This is a genomic window from Kitasatospora sp. NPDC059408, assembly GCF_042751525.1.
In the GTDB taxonomy this organism is placed as follows: domain Bacteria; phylum Actinomycetota; class Actinomycetes; order Streptomycetales; family Streptomycetaceae; genus Kitasatospora.
The window spans coordinates 1-19,119 of record NZ_JBHYWI010000004.1 but is presented as its reverse complement, the minus strand read 5'-3'; the positions used below and the strand labels follow the sequence as shown (position 1 = coordinate 19,119).

Genomic DNA, 19,119 nt, shown 5'->3' with positions numbered 1-19,119 from the left:
CCTCGACCTCACCCGCTCCGGCACGACGGGCGACGCCCGATCCGCCACCCTCGCCGGCCGGAAGGACGACGGAACCGCCGCAGCCCGTTTCGGCGTTGGTGAGGACGGGAGGGAATCGACATGACAAGGAAGCCGTACCGGATCACCATCGCCGCGGTCGCACTGCTCGCCGCCGCCCCGCTGTTCACCGCGTGCAAGAACGCCGACCAGGCGCTCGACTGCGGGAAGCGGGCCATCAGCGTCACCGGCGACGTCCAGGACCTGGCCGACTCGGCGGTCAACGTCGGGCAGATCACCGACGACAGCAAGCGGCAGCACACGCTCGACGCCCTGAAGAAGATCAGGGACGACGTCAAGAAGGTCCGCGAGAGCGGCAGCGACGGCAAGCTCGACAAAGCCACCGACAAGCTGTCCAAGACCATCGACGACGCCCAGAAGGCCGTGAACGACGGCAAGCAGCCCGACGTCGGCGCCATCGTGAGCGCCGCCGCCGACGTCACGACGGCCTGCGGCTCGTCCTGACGACCCGCGCCGACGAACACGCCGGGTGCGGCGGCAGCCCGCCGCCCACCCGGCCTGTCGCCGCACCCGGCCCCCGGCGAGGCGGTAGGAAGGGACACCGGGGCCGCACCGCCCAGCGCCCCACCCGCAGCGCCTGTCCACGGAGGCACCAGGTGAACCACCCGATCCTCGCCCAGATCCAGCGGTTGCGCGCCGAACTGGCGCCCGGCGACACCGCCCCCGCCCTCGTCACGGCCCTCGCCGACGGCCGGGCCCCGCTCACCACCCTCGCCGAACTCGCCGCCCAGCAGCACCGGATCATCACCTCCGACCGGCGCAGCCTGCTCCTCCTCGCCACCCGGTGCGCCGACCGCCCGGCGGGCGCCTGGTTCGCCACCCTGGCCGACGGCGAGAGCGCCGCGCTCCGCACCCTCCCCGCCCTCGCCTCGGCCTGCGGTCTCGACCCCGACGGACTCGCGCACCACCCGCCCCTCGCCGGCTGCCAGGCCTACCCCGCGTACCTCGCCTGGCTCGCCCTCAACGCGCAGCCGCCCGCGGCGGCCGTCGCCCTCGTCGCGAACTTCGCGGCCTGGGGCGGCTATTGCGCCACGATCGCCGAGGCCCTGCGCCGCCACTACGGTTTCCCGGACGAGGCCTGCGCGTTCTTCGACTTCTTCGCCCAGCCCGCGACCGCCCTCGAAGAACAGGCCGCCGAATCCCTCGGCCCGCACCCCCTCGACGACCACACCCTCGCCGCGGCCCGCGAACACGCCCTCCTGCTCCAGGCCTACGAACACCTCTTCTGGAACACGCTGGCCACGCCCTCCTAGCGCTACGGCCCAGCGCTACGGGCCGAAGGCGCCCGCGAGGCTGGTCAGGACGGAACCGGACCAGTCGCTCTCCCCGAACACGCCGGCCGGCAGGGCGAGCACGCCGTACTCGCGCCGGAGCGTCTCCGCCGGGATCCCGACCGGGAAGAAGTAGTTGCCGGGCGACGTCCGGCTCTCCGTGGGAATCGCCCCGAGGACGTCGGCCGGCAGCCGCGCGAACAACCGCTCGGCCCGCGCGGCCAGTTCGTCGGCGACCTGCCGGGGCACGTCGCCGTGCTCGGTCAGCAGGCGCTCGGCGAGGCTCAGTTGAGCCGGTGTCGGCGGGTCCGCCCGGAACGCCTCGGCCAGTTCGGGCTGCTCCGGACCCAGCAGGACCACGCCGAACGTGCGCGGCCACAGCCAGCCCTTGGTCACCGAATGCAGCAGGACCGCACGGCCGGTCTCCAGCAGTCGCCGCGTGCCGGCCGCGAACGGGGCTCCCAGGTCGTAGACGGCGTCGATCAGCAGACGGCGGTGCGGCGACTCCCGCAGCCACGAGATCACCGCGGCGCACTCGGTGTCGGTCAGGTACCGGCCGAGCGGCTTGCTGGGGTTGGCGAGCAGCAGGTACTCGGGCCGGTCGTCCGCCGGCGGCGCCGGCAGGACCGGCGCCGGAAGCGTCGGGTAGGACCCTGGCTCCAGACCCGCGGCGCGGGCCAGCTCGAAGTACACCGGGTACACGTCGCCGGGCAGCCACAACCGCGCCCGCTCGGCGCGCAGCCGCGCGAACACCACCCCGAGGCCGTGCCGGACCCCGCGGGAGACCATAGCCCGGCGGGACCACTCCTCCGGCAGCCCGTACCGCCGCAGCCAGGCACGGGCGAGATCGCACCGGTACACCGTGTGCGGCTCGGCCGGTGGCTCCGGTCGCAGTGCCGCGAGCGCCCGGTACACATTGGCCTCGGCCGCGTCCAGCAGCGAGGGATCGGCGCCGAGTTGCCGCTGCCGGAACTGCTGGAACTCGTCGAACCTCATGCGGGTGCTCCTTCCCGCACGATCTCGCTCGCCCGGTCCTCCAGGGAGACGTAGCAACGTCCGTCCGCCAGGACGTTCCAGCTCCGCGCGGTCCCGCTGGTGCGTTCCCAGAGCAGGCTGGGCTCGGTGTAGGCGGCGATCCGCATGGGCCGGCCCTCCCAGGTGCCGTCGTAGACCGGCGCGCCCCAGGGCAGCCGGCTCGACAGCGCGAAGCCATGCTGCTCGGCGAACCGGGTGACGACGGACAGCGGGACCTGGTGCTGCCGGCTCCAGACGTTGGCCGCGCGCTCGAAGTAGAGGGACTCGGTACTGGTGGAGACGTAGAGCTCCTTGAAGCAGACCTCCTCGACGCCGAGGTCCGCGGCCCACGAGAGGTAGTCGGCGACGCCGCTCGCGTCGGCCACACCGCCGTGTTGCAGCACGCAGATCAGCCGCATCCGCAGCTCCGGCCAACGCTCGCGCTCCGCGCGCCAGGTCTCGACGACGGAGCCCACCGGCGTGCGCAGCGACATCAGCCGCTCGCTGACGGCGTCGTCCTGGTGGTGCCGGGAGACGGCCAGCACGCTCAGGCCCGCCGAGCTCAGGGCGGCCAGCCGGTCGGCCCGATCGGCGTGCTCGCCCTGCGCCAGGTTGTGCGCGTTGGTGATCAGGACGACCTTCGGGAAGGCCGCCGAGCAGGCCGACACCAGCCGAAGCTGCTGGTCGAACGGCAGCAGCGTGGGCTCGCCGCCCCCGGTGATCACCGCGCGCTCGGCACCCGCCGCACGGGCGCGCTCCAGCCAGGAGGTGACGGTGTCCCACGGCACCCGGGCCGGCGCCTGGTCGCTGGAGATCGAGGCCGCGGAGAAGCAGAACGAGCACCGGGCCTGGCAGGCGGAGGCGACCGGCAGGACCGAGACCGAGCGCGGCCGCAGCTCGGCGTAGGGTCTGCGGGCCGCCTCCTGCAGGTGCAGGGAGGCCGCCATCGCGTCCTCGACGGTCGTCGGGCGCAGGGTGACCTCGTCGTCCGCGTGGTCGAGCTCGTGGACGGCCGACAGCCGGATGCTCGCCTCGTGCAGCTCCATGCCGAGGCCGGTCCTCGTGTTGGGCACCAGCGCGTCGGGATCCACCGAAGTCTCCAGCACCAGCAGCCGGTCGCCCGGAACGGCCAGCCGCTCCAGCAGGCGCCGCGCCTTGCCGACGCCGATGCCCAGCTCCGCCCGGGTCAGCAGGTGGAACCGGTCCGGGTAGGTGCTCTCCGGGATCCCCGCCTTGCCGTAGGCGAACGCGTACTTGTCGAAGCCCCTCGCGAAGTTCGACAGCACGATGACGTGGAAGCGCTGGTCGCTGGATATCATCCCGTCATCATGCATGACCGGACCTCTCAGTCCGATTCCTCCTTCTGCAGGTGCAGGACGAGGAACAGCGCGAGGACCAGGTCGTCCGACAACGGTCCGTACCCGTCCGGCAGCTGCACCCAGCGCGGGCGCGCGCCGAGCCGGTCGTAGTCGAGCCTCATCGGACCCACCGCGCGCACGCGGTTTCCCATGTGGTCGGCTTCGAGGTCGTACGGGCCGATCCGGTGGAGCCGGTTGCCCATCCGGTCGTACTCGAGCGTCCAGCCCCCCGCGGTGCGCAGCCGGTTCCCCATCCGGTCGTACGTGAGCTCCACGTGCCCGACCCCCGCCAGCCGGTTCCCGAGCCGGTCGTAGCGGAGCTCCCAGGCCCCGAGCGTCCGCGGCTTCGCCCCGAACCGCCGGTACCCGAGCTCCCGGTCCCCGATCGCCGTCAACAGACCGCCCATGCGCCTGTACACCAACTCCACCTGCATGCGGTTCCCCCCGAGACGCCCCACTGCAGACCCGACACGCTCCTCCGGGTCTTCTCCACCATTATGGAGTGGTGCGGGCGGGCGAGCGGTTCCTAGAGTTGCCCGATGCCTGCTCACATGGACCAGACCGCACCGGCCGCGCCGACCAACGTCGTGGGGGCGGCCCCGGTGTTCACCGATCCGCTCTGGCGGGTTCCCGTCGAACTCAGGCCCGTGGAAGTCGAGTTGCTTCGGAGCGAGCCACTGCGGCGGCTGCACTTCGTCGTGCACGGCGGAGCCTCGACGATCAGTACGCTGCAGTCGTACTCCAGGCTTGAGCACACCCTCGGGGTGCTCGCGCTCGTCGTGCGCTTCCGGCCCCGGGACGAGCTCCTGCGGGTCGCGGCGCTGTTGCACGACATCGGGCACCTGCCGTTGAGCCACACCTTCGAAGGCCTCGATGGGCTCGATCACCATGCGATCGGCTCGCAGTTGCTGCGGGCCGAGCCGATCCGGGGCGTGCTGGAGAAGCACGGGGTCGATGCCGAGGCCGTCGTCTCCCTGCTCGACGGGAATCCGCTCTCGCCGCTGACCGGGCGCTCGGGGCTGCTGAACCTCGACCACCTCGACTCCTACGCGCGCAGCGGTCGCGCCGCCGGGCGGCTCGACGTCGATCCGGCCGCGCTGCTGGGGCGGCTCGGGCTGGTGGACTCGGCGGTGTCGGCCGGCCGCGAGGACGCTGCCGTACTCGTCGGGCTGGTCGCCGCGGAGGCGCGGCTCCACACCTCGTGGGACAACGTGGGGCCGGTCTCGGTGGTCCGACGGCTGGCGGGCCGGCTGCTCGACGACACCGGGCTCGACCCGGCCCGGCTCGCCCGGATGACCGACCACCGGTTCTGGTCCGCGCTCGACGCCTGCGCCGCCACCCGGACGGACAGCGGCAGGATCCGGTACGAGCCGCACCGGCTGAAGGTCACGATCGGGAACGCCCCCGACGACGACGGCACCGGGTGGGACTTCTCCCTGCGCAAGATCTACAGCTCCGCACCGCTGGTGGACGGCGAACGGATCGAGACCGCCGCCCCCGAACTCGCGGAGGAACTGGACGCCCTGCGCCTGCTGCCCACCGATTTCCACGTCCGGTGGAGCTGAGCGTCAGGGAGCCTCCGTAGCGCAGGAAGTCGGCCGGGCCGACTTCCTGCGCGGCAGGTACGGCCGCTCTCTCAGGCCTGCCAGTGCGGCTTGCCGCTCACGATCCGGCAGGTGATCATCCGGCCGTTGGCGTCGTGGGTGCTCAGGCCGAGGTCGGCGTCGCGGCAGAACTGGCCGGCCGCGTAGCAGTTGCCCGCGTTGGAACGGATCTCGCAGCCGCCGCCACCGGCGGCCGCGGGCGGCTGGGGCTGCGGGTCGGTCGGCGGCTGGGCCGTCGTCACCTTGGGCTGCGGTTGCGGCTGCGGCGCCTTGGTCACCGGCGGCTTGCTCGCCGGAGCGGGAGCAGGAGCGGGCGCGGACACCGGTGCGTGCGTGGCGGGCGGGGCCGGCGGCTGCGCGACGGTCGTCGTCGGTTCGGCCGCCGGCGTGGTGACCGCGGGCGGAGCGGAAGGACCGGGAGGAGCCGAGGGTGCGGAAGTGGCGGGCGCGGCCGTCGGGGTGGGCGAGGCCGAGGCCTTGGCGCCGGCGTCCGCCGCCGAGGGGTCGCAACCCGTCAGCGCCAGGCCGACGGTGAGGACGAGTCCGGCGAAGGCCGCCAGACCCGCGCCCCGGCGGGCGCCGCTGCGGCCCACGCGTATCCGTGAAGGCATGAGGGGAGAACGCTCCGTTCCGATTCGGGTGAGGTGGGAGAGGTGAGCGAGTCAAGCAGAACTCCCTCACCGGCCGGGCACGGATCGCACACTCGTTGGCGGATCGAGACCTGCCGACTACCGAGCGTTGACCATCCCGGCCTCCCATCAGCCGCGCGCCCCTGAGCGCCTCGCGCATGCGCGCACGCCCCTCCACGCCTCCGCACCCCCCACGCGTCCGCCATTCGAACACCCCATCGCGCCCGAGCGGTGACGGCGCGGGGGTATAACGCCGGAGCACGGGGGGTTCCGGCATGTTCCTGAGGTCACGTCACGATCGCTACGGTCGCTCCAACCCCCACGCGAACCAAGGAGATTCCCCCATGCTCCGAATCCGTGCGCTCGCCGCAGCCTGCGCGCTCGCCGCCGTCGCGCTCGCCGCCGCCCCCGCCTCCGGCGCCACCACCGGTACCGGTGCCGACGAACCGTCGATCGCCGCCGCCCTGGCCGCCCCCACCCGGCCGGTCGCCGCATCGCCCGCCCTCCTGCACGCGATGCAGCGCGACCTCGGCCTGTCCCCGCGGGCCGCGACCGACCGGCTCGCAGAGGAGGGCCGGGCCACCGCCGTGCAGTCGGCGCTGCGTCAGGCGCTCGGCGACCGCTGGGCGGGCGCCTGGGTCAGCGGGCCCGACGCCACCCTCACCGTCGCCACCACCGACGCCTCCGCCGCCCGCGAGATCACCGCCCACGGCGGCACCGCCACCGTCGTCCGGCACAGCCTCGCCGCCCTCGACGGCGCGAAGGACGCGCTGGACCACGCCGTCGCCGCCACCACGCCCGAGGCCACGCCGCTCTGGTACGTGGACGTCACCGGGAACACCGTCGTCGTCCAGTCCACCGACACCGGCCGCACCGAGGCGTTCCTCCGGCAGGCGGGCGTCGACCGGGGCCTCGTCCGGGTCGAGCGCGCCGCCGAGGCCCCGCGGCCGCTGGCCGACCTGCACGGCGGCGACGCGTACTACATCGACGGCGCGGCCCGTTGCTCGATCGGCTTCCCGGTCACCTCGAACGGCCAGCCGGGCTTCGTCAGCGCCGGCCACTGCGGCCAGCCCGGCTCCAACGCGACGGCCTCCGACGGCAGTTCGATCGGGACCTTCCAGGGCTCGACGTTCCCGGGCAACGACTACTCGTGGGTCCAGGCCGATTCGAGCTGGACGGCGCAGCCGCAGGTCAGCGACTACGCCGGCGGCGCGGTGACGGTTTCCGGCTCCACCGAGACCCCGATCGGTGGCTCGATCTGCCGCTCCGGCTCCACCACCGGCTGGCACTGCGGGACCGTCCAGGAGTTCAACGCGACCGTCAACTACGCCGAGGGCACGGTCTACGGCCTGACCCGCACCGACGTGTGCGCCGAACCCGGCGACTCCGGCGGCTCGTTCATCTCGGGCAGCCAGGCGCAGGGCGTCACCTCCGGCGGCTCGGGCGACTGCACCTCCGGCGGCACCACCTACTTCCAGCCGGTCAACCCGATCCTGCAGACCTACGGCCTGACCCTGGCCACCGCCTGACCGTCCGACCGTCCACCAGTGCGCCGCCCTCCCGCCGCAAGCGCGACGGGAGGGCGGCGGCACCGGTCGCGGCCGGGATCAGCCCGCGACCCAGCCGCCCGTCATCGTCTGCACCGCCGAGCCGTCGAGGTCCGCCAGCTTGGTGCCGGCGAACGCCCGCGCCGCCGCCGAGGTCTGGATCCGGAACGCCGGCCGCTCGGCCGTCAGCGCCTCGACGACCGGCGCGGCGGCCTCCTCCGGCGTCTGCGCCTGCCCGAAGGCCTTGAGCGTGCGGTCGACGTACGCGCCGAGCGCCGGGGCGTACGGGCCGGCCGCGTCGAGCAGGGCGGGCACGTCGATGGCCTGGTTGCCGATGAACTCGCTGGCCACCGCGCCCGGTTCGACCACACTGACGTGCACGCCGACCGAGGCGGCGGCCGGGGCCAGCGACTCCATGAAGCCCTCGACGGCGAACTTCGAGGCGCAGTACGCCTCGTTGAACGGCTGGCCGACGACGCCGCCCACGCTGGTCACGGTGACGACCCGGCCGCCGCTGGCGCGCAGGTGCGGCATGGCGGCCCGGGTGACCTCGACGACGCCGAAGTAGTTCACCTCCATCGTGAACCGGACCGGCTCCATCCCGTCCTGCTCGATCGTGCCGACCCGCCCGGCACCCGCGTTGTTGACGACGGCGTCGAGCCGGCCGTACCGGGCGACGACGGCGTCCAGGCAGGCCGCGACGGACGCCGGGTCGGTGACGTCCAGCCGCTCGACCTCGACGCGCCCCGCGACGCCGGCCTCCTCGGCGGCGGCGCGCAGCGCACCGGCGCGGCCGGTGTCGCGCATGGTGGCGACCACGTGGAACCCGGCCCGGGCGGCGGAGACGGCGGCGGCGAGGCCGATCCCGGACGAGGTGCCGGTGATGAGGACGATCGGGGCGGTGGTGGTGTTCATCGATACCTCTTGCATCTGCTGGTGCGCCGACGGGGACGGGCTCCACGACTGTGTGCGTGTGCACGCACTCTATCGTTGTGTGTGCGCACACGCAAATACGTGCACGAATACCATCGGGTCGGTCACAACCGCGCTTCCGCCCAGTCAAGGTTTCGCCCTCTTCCGGGCGTGCCGGGCCGCGGGGCGTGATCATGGGCGTATGCAGTTCCGGCACGGCCACCGAACCGAGGACCCCGCCCCGGGCGACCAAGGCCCGTCCGTCACGCCCGAGCGCCGGTCCGCGACGGCGGCAGCGGCGACGACGGCGGGCCACGCCGCGCGCTCCGGCCCGGTGACCGGGAGCGACGGGCCGGACCTCCACCGCGACGTCCTCGCCGCCGCCCCCGTCGCGGTCGCGCTGCTCGACGCCGACCTGCGCTGGGAGTACGCCAACCCCGCCTTCACCGCCGTCACCGGCCTGCACCCCGCCGACCTGCTCGGCCACCCCGCCCACGCCACCGCCTTCGCGGGCGCCACCGCCGCCCTGCGCCGCGTGCTGGCCGACGGCCGCGACCGCGAACAGGTCACCGGCGGCACCGACGCCCCGGGCGCGCCCGTCCCGCCCGGCCTGCGCGTGCGCTACCGGCCGCTGGAGCGCGCCGGACGGACCGCCGGCGTCGTCGTGGTCGTCCTCGACGACCCCGGACCGGCCCGCGAGCAACTGCACGAGCTCGAACGGGCCCGCGCGCGGCTCGCCCTCCTCGACGCCGCCGCCGAGCGCATCGGCACCACCCTCGACGTCGACACCACCTGCGCCGAGCTCGCCGCCTTCGCCGTCCCCCGGCTCGCCGAGTTCGTCACCGTCGACGTCCTGCCGCCCGAGGCGACCGCCGACCGGACCGGACGGGGCGGCACCCAGCGGTTGCACCGCGCCGCCGCCGAGTCCGTCCTGCGGCTCCAGGCCGCGCTCGACGAACTGCCCCGGCCGGGCGAGTCCGTCCGCCACCGCGAGGGCTCCCCCGGCGCGCGCAGCCTCGCGGGCGGCGTCGCCGTGCTCACCGACGGAGCGGACGCCGCCGCCGGCCTCACCTCACTGCTCCTGCTGCCGCTGACCGCCCGCGGCCACGTCGTCGGCCTGCTCACCCTCGGCCGCACCGACGCCGTGCCCGCCTTCACCCCCGACGAGACGGAGCTGCTCGGGGACCTGGCCGGCCGCGCCGCCACGAGCATCGACAACGCCCGCCGCTACACCCGCTCGCAGGGCATCGCGCTCGAACTCCAGCGCGCCCTGCTCAGCGAGCCCGGCAACCCGCACCAGAACCTCGACCTCGCCTCCCGCTACCTGCCCTCCGGCACCACCTCGGTGGTCGGCGGCGACTGGTACGAGAGCGTCCGGCTGCCGTTCGGGCGCACGCTGCTGGTGATGGGCGACGTCATGGGCCACGGCGTGGAGGCGGCGGTGGACATGAGCCACTACCGCTCCACCCTGCGCGACGTGGCCGGGATGGACCTGCCGCCGCACCGCATCCTGCGCCAGCTCGACACCGTCATCTCCGCCAACGACTCCGCCCGCCCGGCGACCTGCCTCCTCGTGCTCGCCGACCCCAGCCGCGGCCGTTGGACGCTCTCCAGCGCGGGCCACCTGCCGCCCGCCCTCATCGCCCCGGGCCGCGCCACCGAGCTCCTGCGGATCCCCACCGGCCCGCCGCTCGGCACCGGACTCGGCGGCTACGAGCAGGCGACCCACCCGCTCAGCCCGGGCCAGACCCTCCTCCTCTACACGGACGGCCTGGTCGAGCGCCGCGGCGAGGACATCGACGTCTCGCTCGCGCGGCTCGCCGACCTCCGCCTGCCCGCCGCGGGCGAGCTGGACGACCTCCTCGACGCGCTCCTCCACTCGATCGCGCCGGCGGCGGCCGAGGACGACATCGCGCTCCTGGCCGCCCGGCCCCGGCCGCGCTGAGCCGACCGCCCCGCTAGAGCTTCGCGAGCGCCTGCTCCAGGTCCGCCCACAGGTCCTCGGGGTGCTCGATGCCCACCGCGACCCGGACCGTCCCCGCGCCGATCCCGGCCGCCGCCAACTCGGCGTCGGACAGCTGCCGGTGGGACGTGCTGGCCGGGTGCAGCACCAGCGTGTGCACGCCGCCGAGCGACGGCGCCAGCGAGGCCAGCCGGACGGACTCGGTGAACGCGCGGGCCGCCTCCCGCCCGCCCGCGAGGTCGAACGCGAGGACGCCGCCGTGCCCCTCGGGCAGCAGGCGCAGTGCCAGCCCGTGGTCGGGGTGCGCCGGCAGGCCCGGGTAGTGGACGGCGGTCACCGCCGGGTGCGCGGCGAGGCGGCCGGCCAGGTCGAGGGCGGTGTCGCAGTGGCGGCGGACCCGCAGCGCGAGGGTCTGCAGGCCGCGCAGGGTGAGCCAGGCGGCGAACGGGTCGGCCGTGGCGCCGAGTTCGAGCGCGTGGTGCCAGACCTTCTCGTGCAGCTCCCGGTCGGCGAAGACGGCGAGCCCGGCCAGGACGTCCGAGTGGCCGCCGAGGTACTTGGTGGCCGAGTGGATCACGATGTCCGCGCCGTGCTCGATCGGCCGGCACAGCAGCGGCGTCGCGAAGGTGTTGTCCACGACGGTGACGACCCCGGCCGCCTTCGCCGCGGCGATCAGGCCGGGCAGGTCGGTGACCCTCGTCGTCGGGTTGGAGATCGTCTCCAGGTGCAGCAGCCGCGTGTTGGGCCGCAGGGCGGCCGTCACCTCGGCCGGGTCGTCGCCCCCGACGTGGGTGACCTCGACGCCCCAGCGCTCGACGAGGTCGGCCAGCGTCGCGAACGTCCCCCCGTAGAGGCTGCGCTGGGCGATCACGTGGTCCCCGGAGCGCAGCAGGGCGAGCAGGACGGTGTTGATGGCGCCCATCCCGGAGGAGGTGGCGAGCGCGCCGGTGCCGCCCTCCAGGCCGGCGACGGCCTCCTCCAGCGAACGGACCGTCGGGTTGCCGTTGCGGTTGTAGACGAACCCGCCGTCGGGGCCGCTGAAGGCCGCCACGAGGGCGTCGCTGGAGTCGAAGGCGAACACGTGGCCTTGGTGGAGCGGCACGCCCATCGGGCGGCTGCCGTTCACCTCCACGACGGGCGGGTGGACGATCCGGCTCTCGGGGCGCAGCGTGCGGTCGAAGTCGCTCATGCCGCCATCCTGGGGCCGGACGACCGCGCCGCCCAGGGCCAATCGCGATCAATTGGCCCTGGGCGGCGGGGTGTCGGCGGGCTGTCGGCGCGGTGGGGCGCTCAGCGGCGGCTGAATATCCGCTTCACGAAGTAGATGATGCCGATGATCAGCAGCACGAAGAGCAGGATGATCAGGATCACCACGACCAGCAGGAACTTGCCGAGCTTGGCGAAGAACCCGGACTTCTTCTTCTGCTGGGGCTGGGGCGCCGCGAGCCGAGCCGCCGACTGCGAGCGCTCGGCGGCCGTCACGGTCGTCACGGCGTGCGCGTCCGCCGAACCGGCCGTGGACTGACCAGCCGTGGACTGACCGGCCGTGGACTGGGCGACCGCCACCGCGCGCGGTGCCGCCGCCGCGGGCGCGCCCGACGCCACGGCACCGAGGCCGAGGGCGGCCAGCAGCGCCACCAGGGCGCCGGCCATCGAACGTGCGATCCGCTGAGTCATCGTGCTCCTCGTACTTCGGCGCCCGGGTCCTGCCCGGGCGTCAACCAAGGAGAACGACGACGCATCCGGGCCCCGGGGTTCCCGTCCGGCGGCCGGAAATCGCGGACGTGCGCCCCGGAACGGAATCCGGAGCGCACCCCTCCCCCGCCTCCCCCGCCTGCCCGTCTGCCCCGGCGTCAGCGCCTGGTGCCGCAGGACGGGCAGAACGCCGAACCGTCCGGCACCTCCTTGTGGCAGCCCGCGCACTCGGACGGCTGCGCGAGCCGGTACCCGCAGCCCGGACAGAACGGCGTGCCGTGCGTCTCCGCCGAGCACTGCGGGCACACCAGCTGCCGTCGCGCGTTCACGTCGAACTCCGCACCGGACTGCTGGCCGACGCTGTAGGCGCGCTCGGACACCATGTCGTTGAGGCCGCGCCGCTGCGCCACCATGGCCTCGGCGGCGGTGTCCGGGGCGCAGTTGTGGCACAGGCCCTGGCCCGGGTCGAAGCAGCGGCCGCACACGTAGGTGGTGCAGCGGGCGCAGCGGTTGAAGTGCGTCTGGGCGTTGGTGATCGCGCGCTGGAACGCGGCGTCGCGCGCGCTGCCCCAGGTGTGCCCGGCCAGGCCGTCGGCGGCGTTGCTGATGGTGTTGGCGTTGCCGCCGATGAGGTTCCAGGCGGCGCTGACGCCCTTGCCGATCCACCCGGCCACCTGGCCGGTGGTGAACGCCTCGAACGGCGAGCGCCAGGTGTCGGAGCAGCGGTAGCAGGAGAATTCGAACTGGAAGCCCGCGCCGGTGCCGTACTGCTCGCACATGTCGCGGTAGTTGCTGCTGAAGTAGATCTCGGAACTCACGTCGTCCCCGGAAACTGGTGGAGTGGCAGGTGGGTGGTCATCACGTCGACCGCGCCCGAAGCGACGTTCGCACGGACCGGGGCGGTTGCGCCAGGTCCCGCAGACCGGTTGCAGCACGACCAGGGCCGAACCGTGACATTCGCCGGCCCCGGGATACCTCCTGCTCAGGCCGCGGTCACAAGCCCGCCGCCGGGAGCAGCACCACGCGCGACGGGTCGAACCGCTCCCAGCCCGCCGGGCGGCCGCTGCGGGTGACCCGCAGGCGGCACCAGCGCTCGCCGCCCGCGTCCTGCCACCAGCCGCTGATCCGGCCGAGCCGCCAGGAGCCGTCCGGGAGGTGCACCTCGACCGGCTGGTACACCCACTGGACGTCCGGCCCGTCCGGCTCCCCGCCGTCCGCAGGACTGCGCCGACTCTCCACCACGGTTCCGCCTCCCGGCCCGGACGTGGCCGGCGGCCTCCCGGGTCGGGCGGCCACGCGACCAGGCGTGCAGCTCACCCGTCGAACTCTACAGGCGTGTAGAGCAGCGAGGGCGGGGTTCCGCGGACCCGGGCAGGCCGTAGTGCCGTGGCCGGATAGGTCCACCGTGTTGCGACGCCCGGCACGGCACTAGCGACGCGCCCGGCGCCGGCGCCGCCACAGCGTCAGCGGCACGGCGGCGACCAGGGCCGCCGCACCGGGGGCGGACGGCGCCTCCAGCGGCGACCGCGGGGCGGCCGGCGCGGCGAGGCCCTTCTGGTCGAAGGTGTCGGGCACCGGCAGGGTGCTCCAGTGCGAGACGGGCCAGGCGACGACGAAGGCCCGGCCGACGACGTCGTCCACCGGCACGAAGCCGTCGCCGGTCTCGTTGTGGTGCGGCCGGGAGTCGCGCGAGTTGTTCCGGTGGTCGCCCATCACCCACAGGTGGTCCTTGGGGACGGTCACGGTGCCGACCGGGTCGTTGTCGCAGGGCGCGGAGCCGGGGAAGACGTACGGCTCGTCCAGCGCGACGCCGTTGACCTTCACCGGGCCGCCCTTCTTGCACTCGACGGTGTCCCCGCCGACCGCGATCACCCGCTTGATCAGGTCCTTCTCGTCGGCCGAGGGCATCAGGCCGACGGTGCTCAGGACCTTCTGGACGGTGCCCATCACGGAGTCGCCGGACTGCTTCGGCGGGCCCTCCAGCCAGCCGCCCGGATCGCGGAACACGACGACCTCGCCGCGTTCGGGCTTCGCCCCGAACCAGGGGGTGAACTTGTCGACGAGCACGCGGTCGCCGATGTCGAGGGTCTGCTCCATCGAGCCGGACGGGATCGAGAAGGCCTGGACGAAGAAGGTCTTGATGCCGAGCGAGAGCAGCAGGGCGATCACCAGGAGGATCGGCAGCTCCTGCCAGAAGGGCCGCTTCTTGCGCTCCTTGCGCCGCCCCCCGCCCCCGCTCCCGGCCCGCTCTCCGGCTCCGCCGCTGTCCCCGGTCTCCGTGCTCTGCTGGACACTCATCTCCTCGGCCCCTCCCGATGGCCTGCGGGAGTCCGGAACGGAAAGCCCCCGCTGTCAGGAAACGAACCTACCGAACAGAGGTTCCCGGGCGCGCCCTGACGTGGATGCGCTCGCCCTGCGGCCCGAACAGGCTGAGGAACTCCACGGGCTGCGGGCCGGCGTTGCCGAAGGCGTGCGGGGTGCGGGTGTCGAACTCCGCGGCCTCCCCGGCGCCGAGCTCGATGTCGTGCGGACCGAGCAGCAGCCGCAGCCGGCCGGAGAGCACGTACAGCCACTCGTAGCCCTCGTGCACCTTCAACTCCGGCCCGGGCCCGGTGCCGTGCCCCGGCGGCATGATGTGCTTGTAGGCGTGCAGCCCGCCCAGGTGGCGGGTGAGCGGCACGATGGTCTGCCCGTTCCTGGTCACCGGCCGCGGGTGGATCCGCGGGTCGCCGGTGGCCGGCGCGCCGACCAGTTCGTCCAGCGGCACCCGGTACTCGCGCGCCAGCGGCAGCAGCAGTTCCAGCGTCGGCTTGCGCTGGCCCGACTCCAGCCGGGACAGCGTGCTGAGCGAGATGCCGGTGGCCGCCGCCAGCTTGGCCAGCGTCGTCCCCCGCTCCCGCCGCAACGCCCGCAGCCGGGGGCCCACCGTGTTCAGGACGTTCTCGAGATCCGCGTCGTCGGCCATACCCGCCATTCGCCGCCACGGCAACCCGGTTTGTCAAACCGGCACAGCGGGGACGGCGGCGGAATCCTTCCTCCGCGCCCACGCCGAGGAGCCCGGTGACGGACGGATCGTCACCGGGCCCTCGTCCGGACGTGTCAGCGGTACTCGCGCAGGCGGGGGCGGACGCCGACGGCGACCAGGACGAGCGCCGCCGCCAGGACGACCGCGGCCAGGGTCGCGGTGGTGCCGTCGAGGGCGTCGTCGGTGGCGGCGACGGCCGCGTCCATGGCGCGGGAGTTGACGTCGATGGTGTCGCCCATGGCCTTGCTCAGCTGGTCGAACTCGTAGTTGGACTGGCCCTTCGAGAGGCCGGTGTTGAGCGTCACCGCGTCCTTCAGCTGGCCGGCGTCGTGCAGGACGCGGATCTTGTGGTCCACCTGCTGGTAGGACCGGAAGGCCGCCAGCACCCGCTCTGCCGCGTCCCGCTCGCCGGGGAAGGTGATGTTGTTGAGCTCCGTCCCGAGGTAGCCCCCGAACGGCACCGAGCGGTCGGCCAGGTGCTTGGCGGCGGCGGTCTCCAGCCGGCCGTCGTAGTCGGTGACGGTCGCGCCGTCGAGACGGACGACCGCCTGGCTCTTCTCCAGGTAGGTCCGCTGGTACGTGGCCGCGAGCACCGGGTCGGCGAGGTAGCGGCTCTCGTCGGCGTTCATGTCGTAGGCGACGGCGCGGGCCCGGCTGAGCGCGATCACCGAGTCATAGGCGTTGCTCTTGGCCGTCACCAGGTTGCCGTCCGCCGTGGAGACGAGGTGCAGGCCGGCCGCGAGCACGACGGCGGTCACCAGGGTGACGGCCGCCAGCGCCGGGTTGACGACGCGGTGGTAGCGCACGGCCAGCGTCCGCTGGAGCGCGAACAGCGCTACGAGCGCGAACAGGCCGACGGCGGCCAGCTCCCACCAGCCGCTGTCCAGGTCGGAGCGCTGCTGCGCGTAGACGTGGTCGACGACCGCCTCGTTGGCGGCGGTGACCTGGTCGGCGGCCGGGAGCAGCTGCTGCCGCAGCAGGTCGGTGGCCTGCCGGTAGGCCGTGAGGGCCTCCTCGGAGGGCTTGCCGGCCGGGGCCTTGGCCTGGTCCTCCAGCAGCTGGGCGCGGGCCACCAGGGCCTCGTAGCTGCCGAGTTCGCCGAGGACGCGCTGGACGGCGCGCTGCGAGGCCGAGTCGTCGGCGGCGGCCTGGGCGGCCTGCTGGAGGTCGTCGTCGGCCTGGGCGCGGCGCTGCTCGTAGGTGTCGAGGGTGGTCCGGTGCAGCGCCGTGTAGTCCGGGTCGGCGCCGATCAGCAGCAGGTTGGCGGCCTGGGCGTCCATGTCGCTGAGCGCGAAGTAGAGGTCGGCGGCGCGGGCCGCCTGCGGGGCGGCGCCGTGGCCGATGGTGTCGGTGCCGTCGCGGGCGCCGCCGAGGACGCCGGTGGCGGTGGCGCCGAGGCCGAGCAGGGCGGCGAGGCTCAGCGCGGTGAGGCCGCGGACGAGGCGCGGGGTGGTCCAGTAGGCCCGGCCGCCCATCCGGCGGGCGCCCTGGCGGAGTCGGTGGCCGAGGCCGGTCGGGAGGTGGTGCGGGACGCGGGGGGCGGCGGGCTTCGGCGGCGCGGCCGCTGGGCTCCCCTCCCCGGGGTCGGAGCCCGCTGCGGAACCCGTCGAGGCGCCCGCTGAGGCGGCCTCCTTGGATGTGGCCGTTCTGCCCTTAGCCGCCGTCGTCATGACCGTACGTCCTCTTCCCCGTTGTACGGTCCGCGGGACCTCCCCTTCGGGGCCCGCGCGGAACCGTTTCCTCTCCGCCGAGCGACGCTGTTTCCGCGCCGTCGACGATGAGACTCCTCCCGGCGCCTCCTTGGCACCGCCGGACGCCGATCTTGACGAACTCTTAGCGCCGTCGGCCCTTGGGTGCAGGCGACGTCTGCGATCCGGCGGTGTCCCGGCCAGGCGGAGCGCCCGTCCGTCGGAGCCGCCCGCAGGAACGAGCGGGGCAGCTGCACGAACGAGCGGGGCAGCCGCACGAAACCGCACGAGCCCGGTACCTGCACGATCGTTTCCCCGTGGCGGTTCGCCCCGGGGGCACTCGGCGCCGACCCGGCGCGCGCGTCAACAGGCGCCCCAGCAGCGCCCGTTCACACCACCGATCCGTTACGCGCGCACCACCGCCCAACTACGCTACGTCGCATGACTTCTTCGGAGACGGCCCCCGGGCGGGGCACGGCGGTGGTGATCGGCGGCGGACTCGCCGGAACGGTGGCGGCCTGGGCGCTGCGCGGCTACGCCGAGCGGATCGTGGTGGTGGAGCGGGACCACTACCCCTCGGAGCCGCAGTTCCGCGCGGGCGTGCCGCAGGGGCGGCACGCGCACCTGGTGCTGGAGGCCGGACACCGGGCGCTGGAGGAGATGATGCCCGGCATCAAACAGGAGTTGACGGACGCGGGCGCCACCCGGGTCGCCGCTTCGGGTGATCTGCGCTGGCTCAGCTCGGCCGGCTGGATGGCCGACTACCCGGCGCAGGTGGCCTTCCTGTCCTGCACCCGGCCGGTGATGGACAAGCTGATCCTGGACCGCGTCCGCGCCGCCCCGTCGATCGAGTTCCTGGAGGGCACCGAGGTGGTCGGGCTGCTCGGCTCGGCGCACGCGGTGACCGGCGTCAAGGTCCGCGAGCGCGGCCCGGAGCGCGGCGAGGTCCAGGAGATCCCGGCCGAGCTGGTCGTCGACGCGACCGGCCGCTCCACCGGGGTCGCGGGCTGGCTGGCGGAGCTCGGCTGCGCGCCGGTGCCCGAGGAGCGGGTGGACGCCGGTGTCACGTACACCTCGCGGCTCTTCCACCGCCCGGCCGGCGCCGGCGACCTCGGCTGCAAGGCGATCTACCTGCAGACCAAGGCCCCGGACGCGCCCCGCCTCGGCGTCCTGCTCCCGGTCGAGGGGGACCGCTGGATCGTCAGCCTGGCCGGCATGCGCGGCGCCGAGCCCGAGCCGGGCGAGGCCGGGTTCGACGGTCAGCTGGCCCGGCTCCGCGACCCGGCCATCCGCGACGCGCTGCGCGAGGCCGAACCCGCCGGCGAGGTCCGCGGCTTCGTCCCCGGCCCGGGCGTGCGCCGCCACTACGAGCGCCGCTCGCCGGAGGGCCTCGTCGCGATCGGCGACGCCCTCTGCACGTTCAACCCGGTGTACGGGCAGGGCATCACGGTCTCGCTGCTGAGCGCCCGGGAGCTGCGCCGCGCGGTGCTGCGGCACGGCGGCATCGGCCACGCCGCCGCCCGCGACGCCAGGCGCGGAGTGGCGGCGGCGTCGAAGAACGCCTGGGTGATGTCCTGCACCGAGGACGTCCGCTTCGCCGCGACCACCGGCGGGCCGTCCGGGGCCATGATGAAGGTGCAGCACGCCTTCCTGGACAAGGTCCTGGCCGCCGCGACCCGCAACACCGCGGTCACGGCGGCCTTCCACGAGGTGATGTCCCTGGTCTCGCCGCCGACCGTGCTGTTCCGCCCGGCGCTCCTCGGCGCGATCCTGCGCGGCTGACTCCGGGATCCCCTTCGGAGCCGGCTCCGGAGGGGACTCAGCCTTCCAGGTGGGCCGCGACGTACGGGACGGCGACCTGGTCGACCCCCCGGTTCCGCCCGAAGGCCGGGTGGACGTTGACCTCGAAGACCACGCCGCCGCTCTCGGCGGCGAGGTCGACGCCCGCGAACGGGAGGCCGAGGGACTTCGTCGCCGAGACCGCCAGATCGGCGATCCCCGGCGGGAGTTCGTCGACCTCCAGGAGCGTGGAGACGGCGCCCTGGACCTCGTTGCACGGCGCGTCCGGGTCGGCCTGGACGTGCTCCGTCGCGCGCAGGACCCGGCCGCCGAGGACGACCACCCGGTACTGGTGGCGCTGCCCGTCGGCGGTGAAGTTCCGGGCGTCCCCGGCGATCAGCCAGTCCGCCCCGAGGGCCGCGTAGTGCCGTGCGGCGACGTCGAGTTGGGCGCGGGTGGTGACGTGGAAGACGTCGTCGCCGCCCATGCCCACGCACGGCCTGGCCCAGACGTCGCCGCCGAGGCGTTCGAACGCCTCGGCGGCGACGTCTGGGCC

19 protein-coding genes are annotated in these 19,119 nt (G+C 74.2%); 6 read left to right on the top strand and 13 right to left on the bottom strand.

Annotated features, from left to right (window positions below):
• Window positions 1–120 precede the first annotated feature (120 nt).
• Entirely contained in the window at window positions 121–522 is a 402-nt protein-coding gene (locus ACFXDE_RS04740; RefSeq protein WP_380442538.1) for a hypothetical protein, read from the top strand.
• A 152-nt stretch (window positions 523–674) separates the two neighbouring features.
• On the top strand, window positions 675–1,331 hold the full coding sequence (locus ACFXDE_RS04735) for a transcriptional regulator (protein WP_380442536.1): 657 nt from the start codon (window positions 675–677) through the stop codon (window positions 1,329–1,331).
• A gap of 15 nt (window positions 1,332–1,346) precedes the next feature.
• On the opposite strand, the gene ACFXDE_RS04730 is transcribed toward ACFXDE_RS04735, so the two are convergent.
• From ACFXDE_RS04730 to ACFXDE_RS04720, 3 genes are read right to left on the bottom strand one after another with little or no spacing between them, the layout of a single operon-like run.
• Window positions 1,347–2,345 (bottom strand): aminotransferase class I/II-fold pyridoxal phosphate-dependent enzyme, encoded by a 999-nt coding sequence (locus ACFXDE_RS04730; RefSeq protein WP_380490909.1) that lies wholly within the window; start codon window positions 2,343–2,345, stop codon window positions 1,347–1,349.
• Window positions 2,342–3,682 carry a radical SAM protein gene (locus ACFXDE_RS04725; protein WP_380490907.1) on the bottom strand — a complete coding sequence of 447 codons (1,341 nt, stop codon included), beginning with the start codon at window positions 3,680–3,682 and terminating at the stop codon, window positions 2,342–2,344. Before ACFXDE_RS04725 ends, ACFXDE_RS04730 begins: the two co-directional genes overlap by 4 nt.
• A gap of 26 nt (window positions 3,683–3,708) precedes the next feature.
• A complete protein-coding gene (locus tag ACFXDE_RS04720; protein ID WP_380490905.1) occupies window positions 3,709–4,140 on the bottom strand; it encodes a hypothetical protein in 432 nt (143 codons plus the stop codon).
• A gap of 120 nt (window positions 4,141–4,260) precedes the next feature.
• On the opposite strand from ACFXDE_RS04720, the gene ACFXDE_RS04715 reads away from it, so the two are divergent.
• A complete protein-coding gene (locus tag ACFXDE_RS04715) occupies window positions 4,261–5,286 on the top strand; it encodes an HD domain-containing protein (RefSeq protein ID WP_380490903.1) in 1,026 nt (341 codons plus the stop codon).
• Window positions 5,287–5,357: 71 nt separating this feature from the next.
• Here the strand turns inward: ACFXDE_RS04715 and ACFXDE_RS04710 are convergent, their stop codons facing one another.
• Window positions 5,358–5,936 (bottom strand): hypothetical protein, encoded by a 579-nt coding sequence (locus tag ACFXDE_RS04710; protein ID WP_380490901.1) that lies wholly within the window; start codon window positions 5,934–5,936, stop codon window positions 5,358–5,360.
• Between the two features lie 362 nt (window positions 5,937–6,298).
• On the opposite strand from ACFXDE_RS04710, the gene ACFXDE_RS04705 reads away from it, so the two are divergent.
• On the top strand, window positions 6,299–7,483 hold the full coding sequence (locus ACFXDE_RS04705; protein WP_380490899.1) for a S1 family peptidase: 1,185 nt from the start codon (window positions 6,299–6,301) through the stop codon (window positions 7,481–7,483).
• Window positions 7,484–7,561: 78 nt separating this feature from the next.
• On the opposite strand, the gene ACFXDE_RS04700 is transcribed toward ACFXDE_RS04705, so the two are convergent.
• Window positions 7,562–8,416, bottom strand: a complete 855-nt coding sequence (locus ACFXDE_RS04700; protein WP_380490897.1) for an SDR family NAD(P)-dependent oxidoreductase — start codon at window positions 8,414–8,416, stop codon at window positions 7,562–7,564.
• Between the two features lie 199 nt (window positions 8,417–8,615).
• Here ACFXDE_RS04700 and ACFXDE_RS04695 point away from each other — a divergent pair, with 199 nt between their 5' ends.
• Window positions 8,616–10,358 (top strand): SpoIIE family protein phosphatase, encoded by a 1,743-nt coding sequence (locus tag ACFXDE_RS04695; protein ID WP_380490895.1) that lies wholly within the window; start codon window positions 8,616–8,618, stop codon window positions 10,356–10,358.
• 13 nt (window positions 10,359–10,371) lie between these two features.
• Here the strand turns inward: ACFXDE_RS04695 and ACFXDE_RS04690 are convergent, their stop codons facing one another.
• From ACFXDE_RS04690 to ACFXDE_RS04660, 7 genes are all read right to left on the bottom strand, one after another.
• Entirely contained in the window at window positions 10,372–11,565 is a 1,194-nt protein-coding gene (locus ACFXDE_RS04690) for a trans-sulfuration enzyme family protein (protein WP_380490893.1), read from the bottom strand.
• Between the two features lie 101 nt (window positions 11,566–11,666).
• On the bottom strand, window positions 11,667–12,053 hold the full coding sequence (locus tag ACFXDE_RS04685) for a hypothetical protein (RefSeq protein WP_380490891.1): 387 nt from the start codon (window positions 12,051–12,053) through the stop codon (window positions 11,667–11,669).
• Between the two features lie 176 nt (window positions 12,054–12,229).
• Window positions 12,230–12,889, bottom strand: a complete 660-nt coding sequence (locus tag ACFXDE_RS04680; protein ID WP_380445764.1) for a zinc ribbon domain-containing protein — start codon at window positions 12,887–12,889, stop codon at window positions 12,230–12,232.
• A 175-nt stretch (window positions 12,890–13,064) separates the two neighbouring features.
• On the bottom strand, window positions 13,065–13,313 hold the full coding sequence (locus ACFXDE_RS04675; RefSeq protein ID WP_329931473.1) for a hypothetical protein: 249 nt from the start codon (window positions 13,311–13,313) through the stop codon (window positions 13,065–13,067).
• Window positions 13,314–13,499: 186 nt separating this feature from the next.
• Complete coding sequence (gene lepB, locus ACFXDE_RS04670) at window positions 13,500–14,369, bottom strand: signal peptidase I (protein ID WP_380490889.1); 870 nt, start codon at window positions 14,367–14,369, stop codon at window positions 13,500–13,502.
• A 67-nt stretch (window positions 14,370–14,436) separates the two neighbouring features.
• Entirely contained in the window at window positions 14,437–15,036 is a 600-nt protein-coding gene (locus tag ACFXDE_RS04665) for a helix-turn-helix domain-containing protein (protein WP_380445766.1), read from the bottom strand.
• Window positions 15,037–15,170: 134 nt separating this feature from the next.
• A complete protein-coding gene (locus tag ACFXDE_RS04660) occupies window positions 15,171–16,766 on the bottom strand; it encodes a MerC domain-containing protein (protein ID WP_380490886.1) in 1,596 nt (531 codons plus the stop codon).
• Window positions 16,767–17,225: 459 nt separating this feature from the next.
• Between ACFXDE_RS04660 and ACFXDE_RS04655 the strand changes: the two genes are divergently transcribed.
• Entirely contained in the window at window positions 17,226–18,566 is a 1,341-nt protein-coding gene (locus tag ACFXDE_RS04655; RefSeq protein WP_380490884.1) for an NAD(P)/FAD-dependent oxidoreductase, read from the top strand.
• Between the two features lie 37 nt (window positions 18,567–18,603).
• On the opposite strand, the gene ACFXDE_RS04650 is transcribed toward ACFXDE_RS04655, so the two are convergent.
• Window positions 18,604–19,119 (bottom strand): RimK family alpha-L-glutamate ligase (locus tag ACFXDE_RS04650; RefSeq protein ID WP_380490882.1); only part of this gene is annotated, 516 nt, incomplete at its 5' end.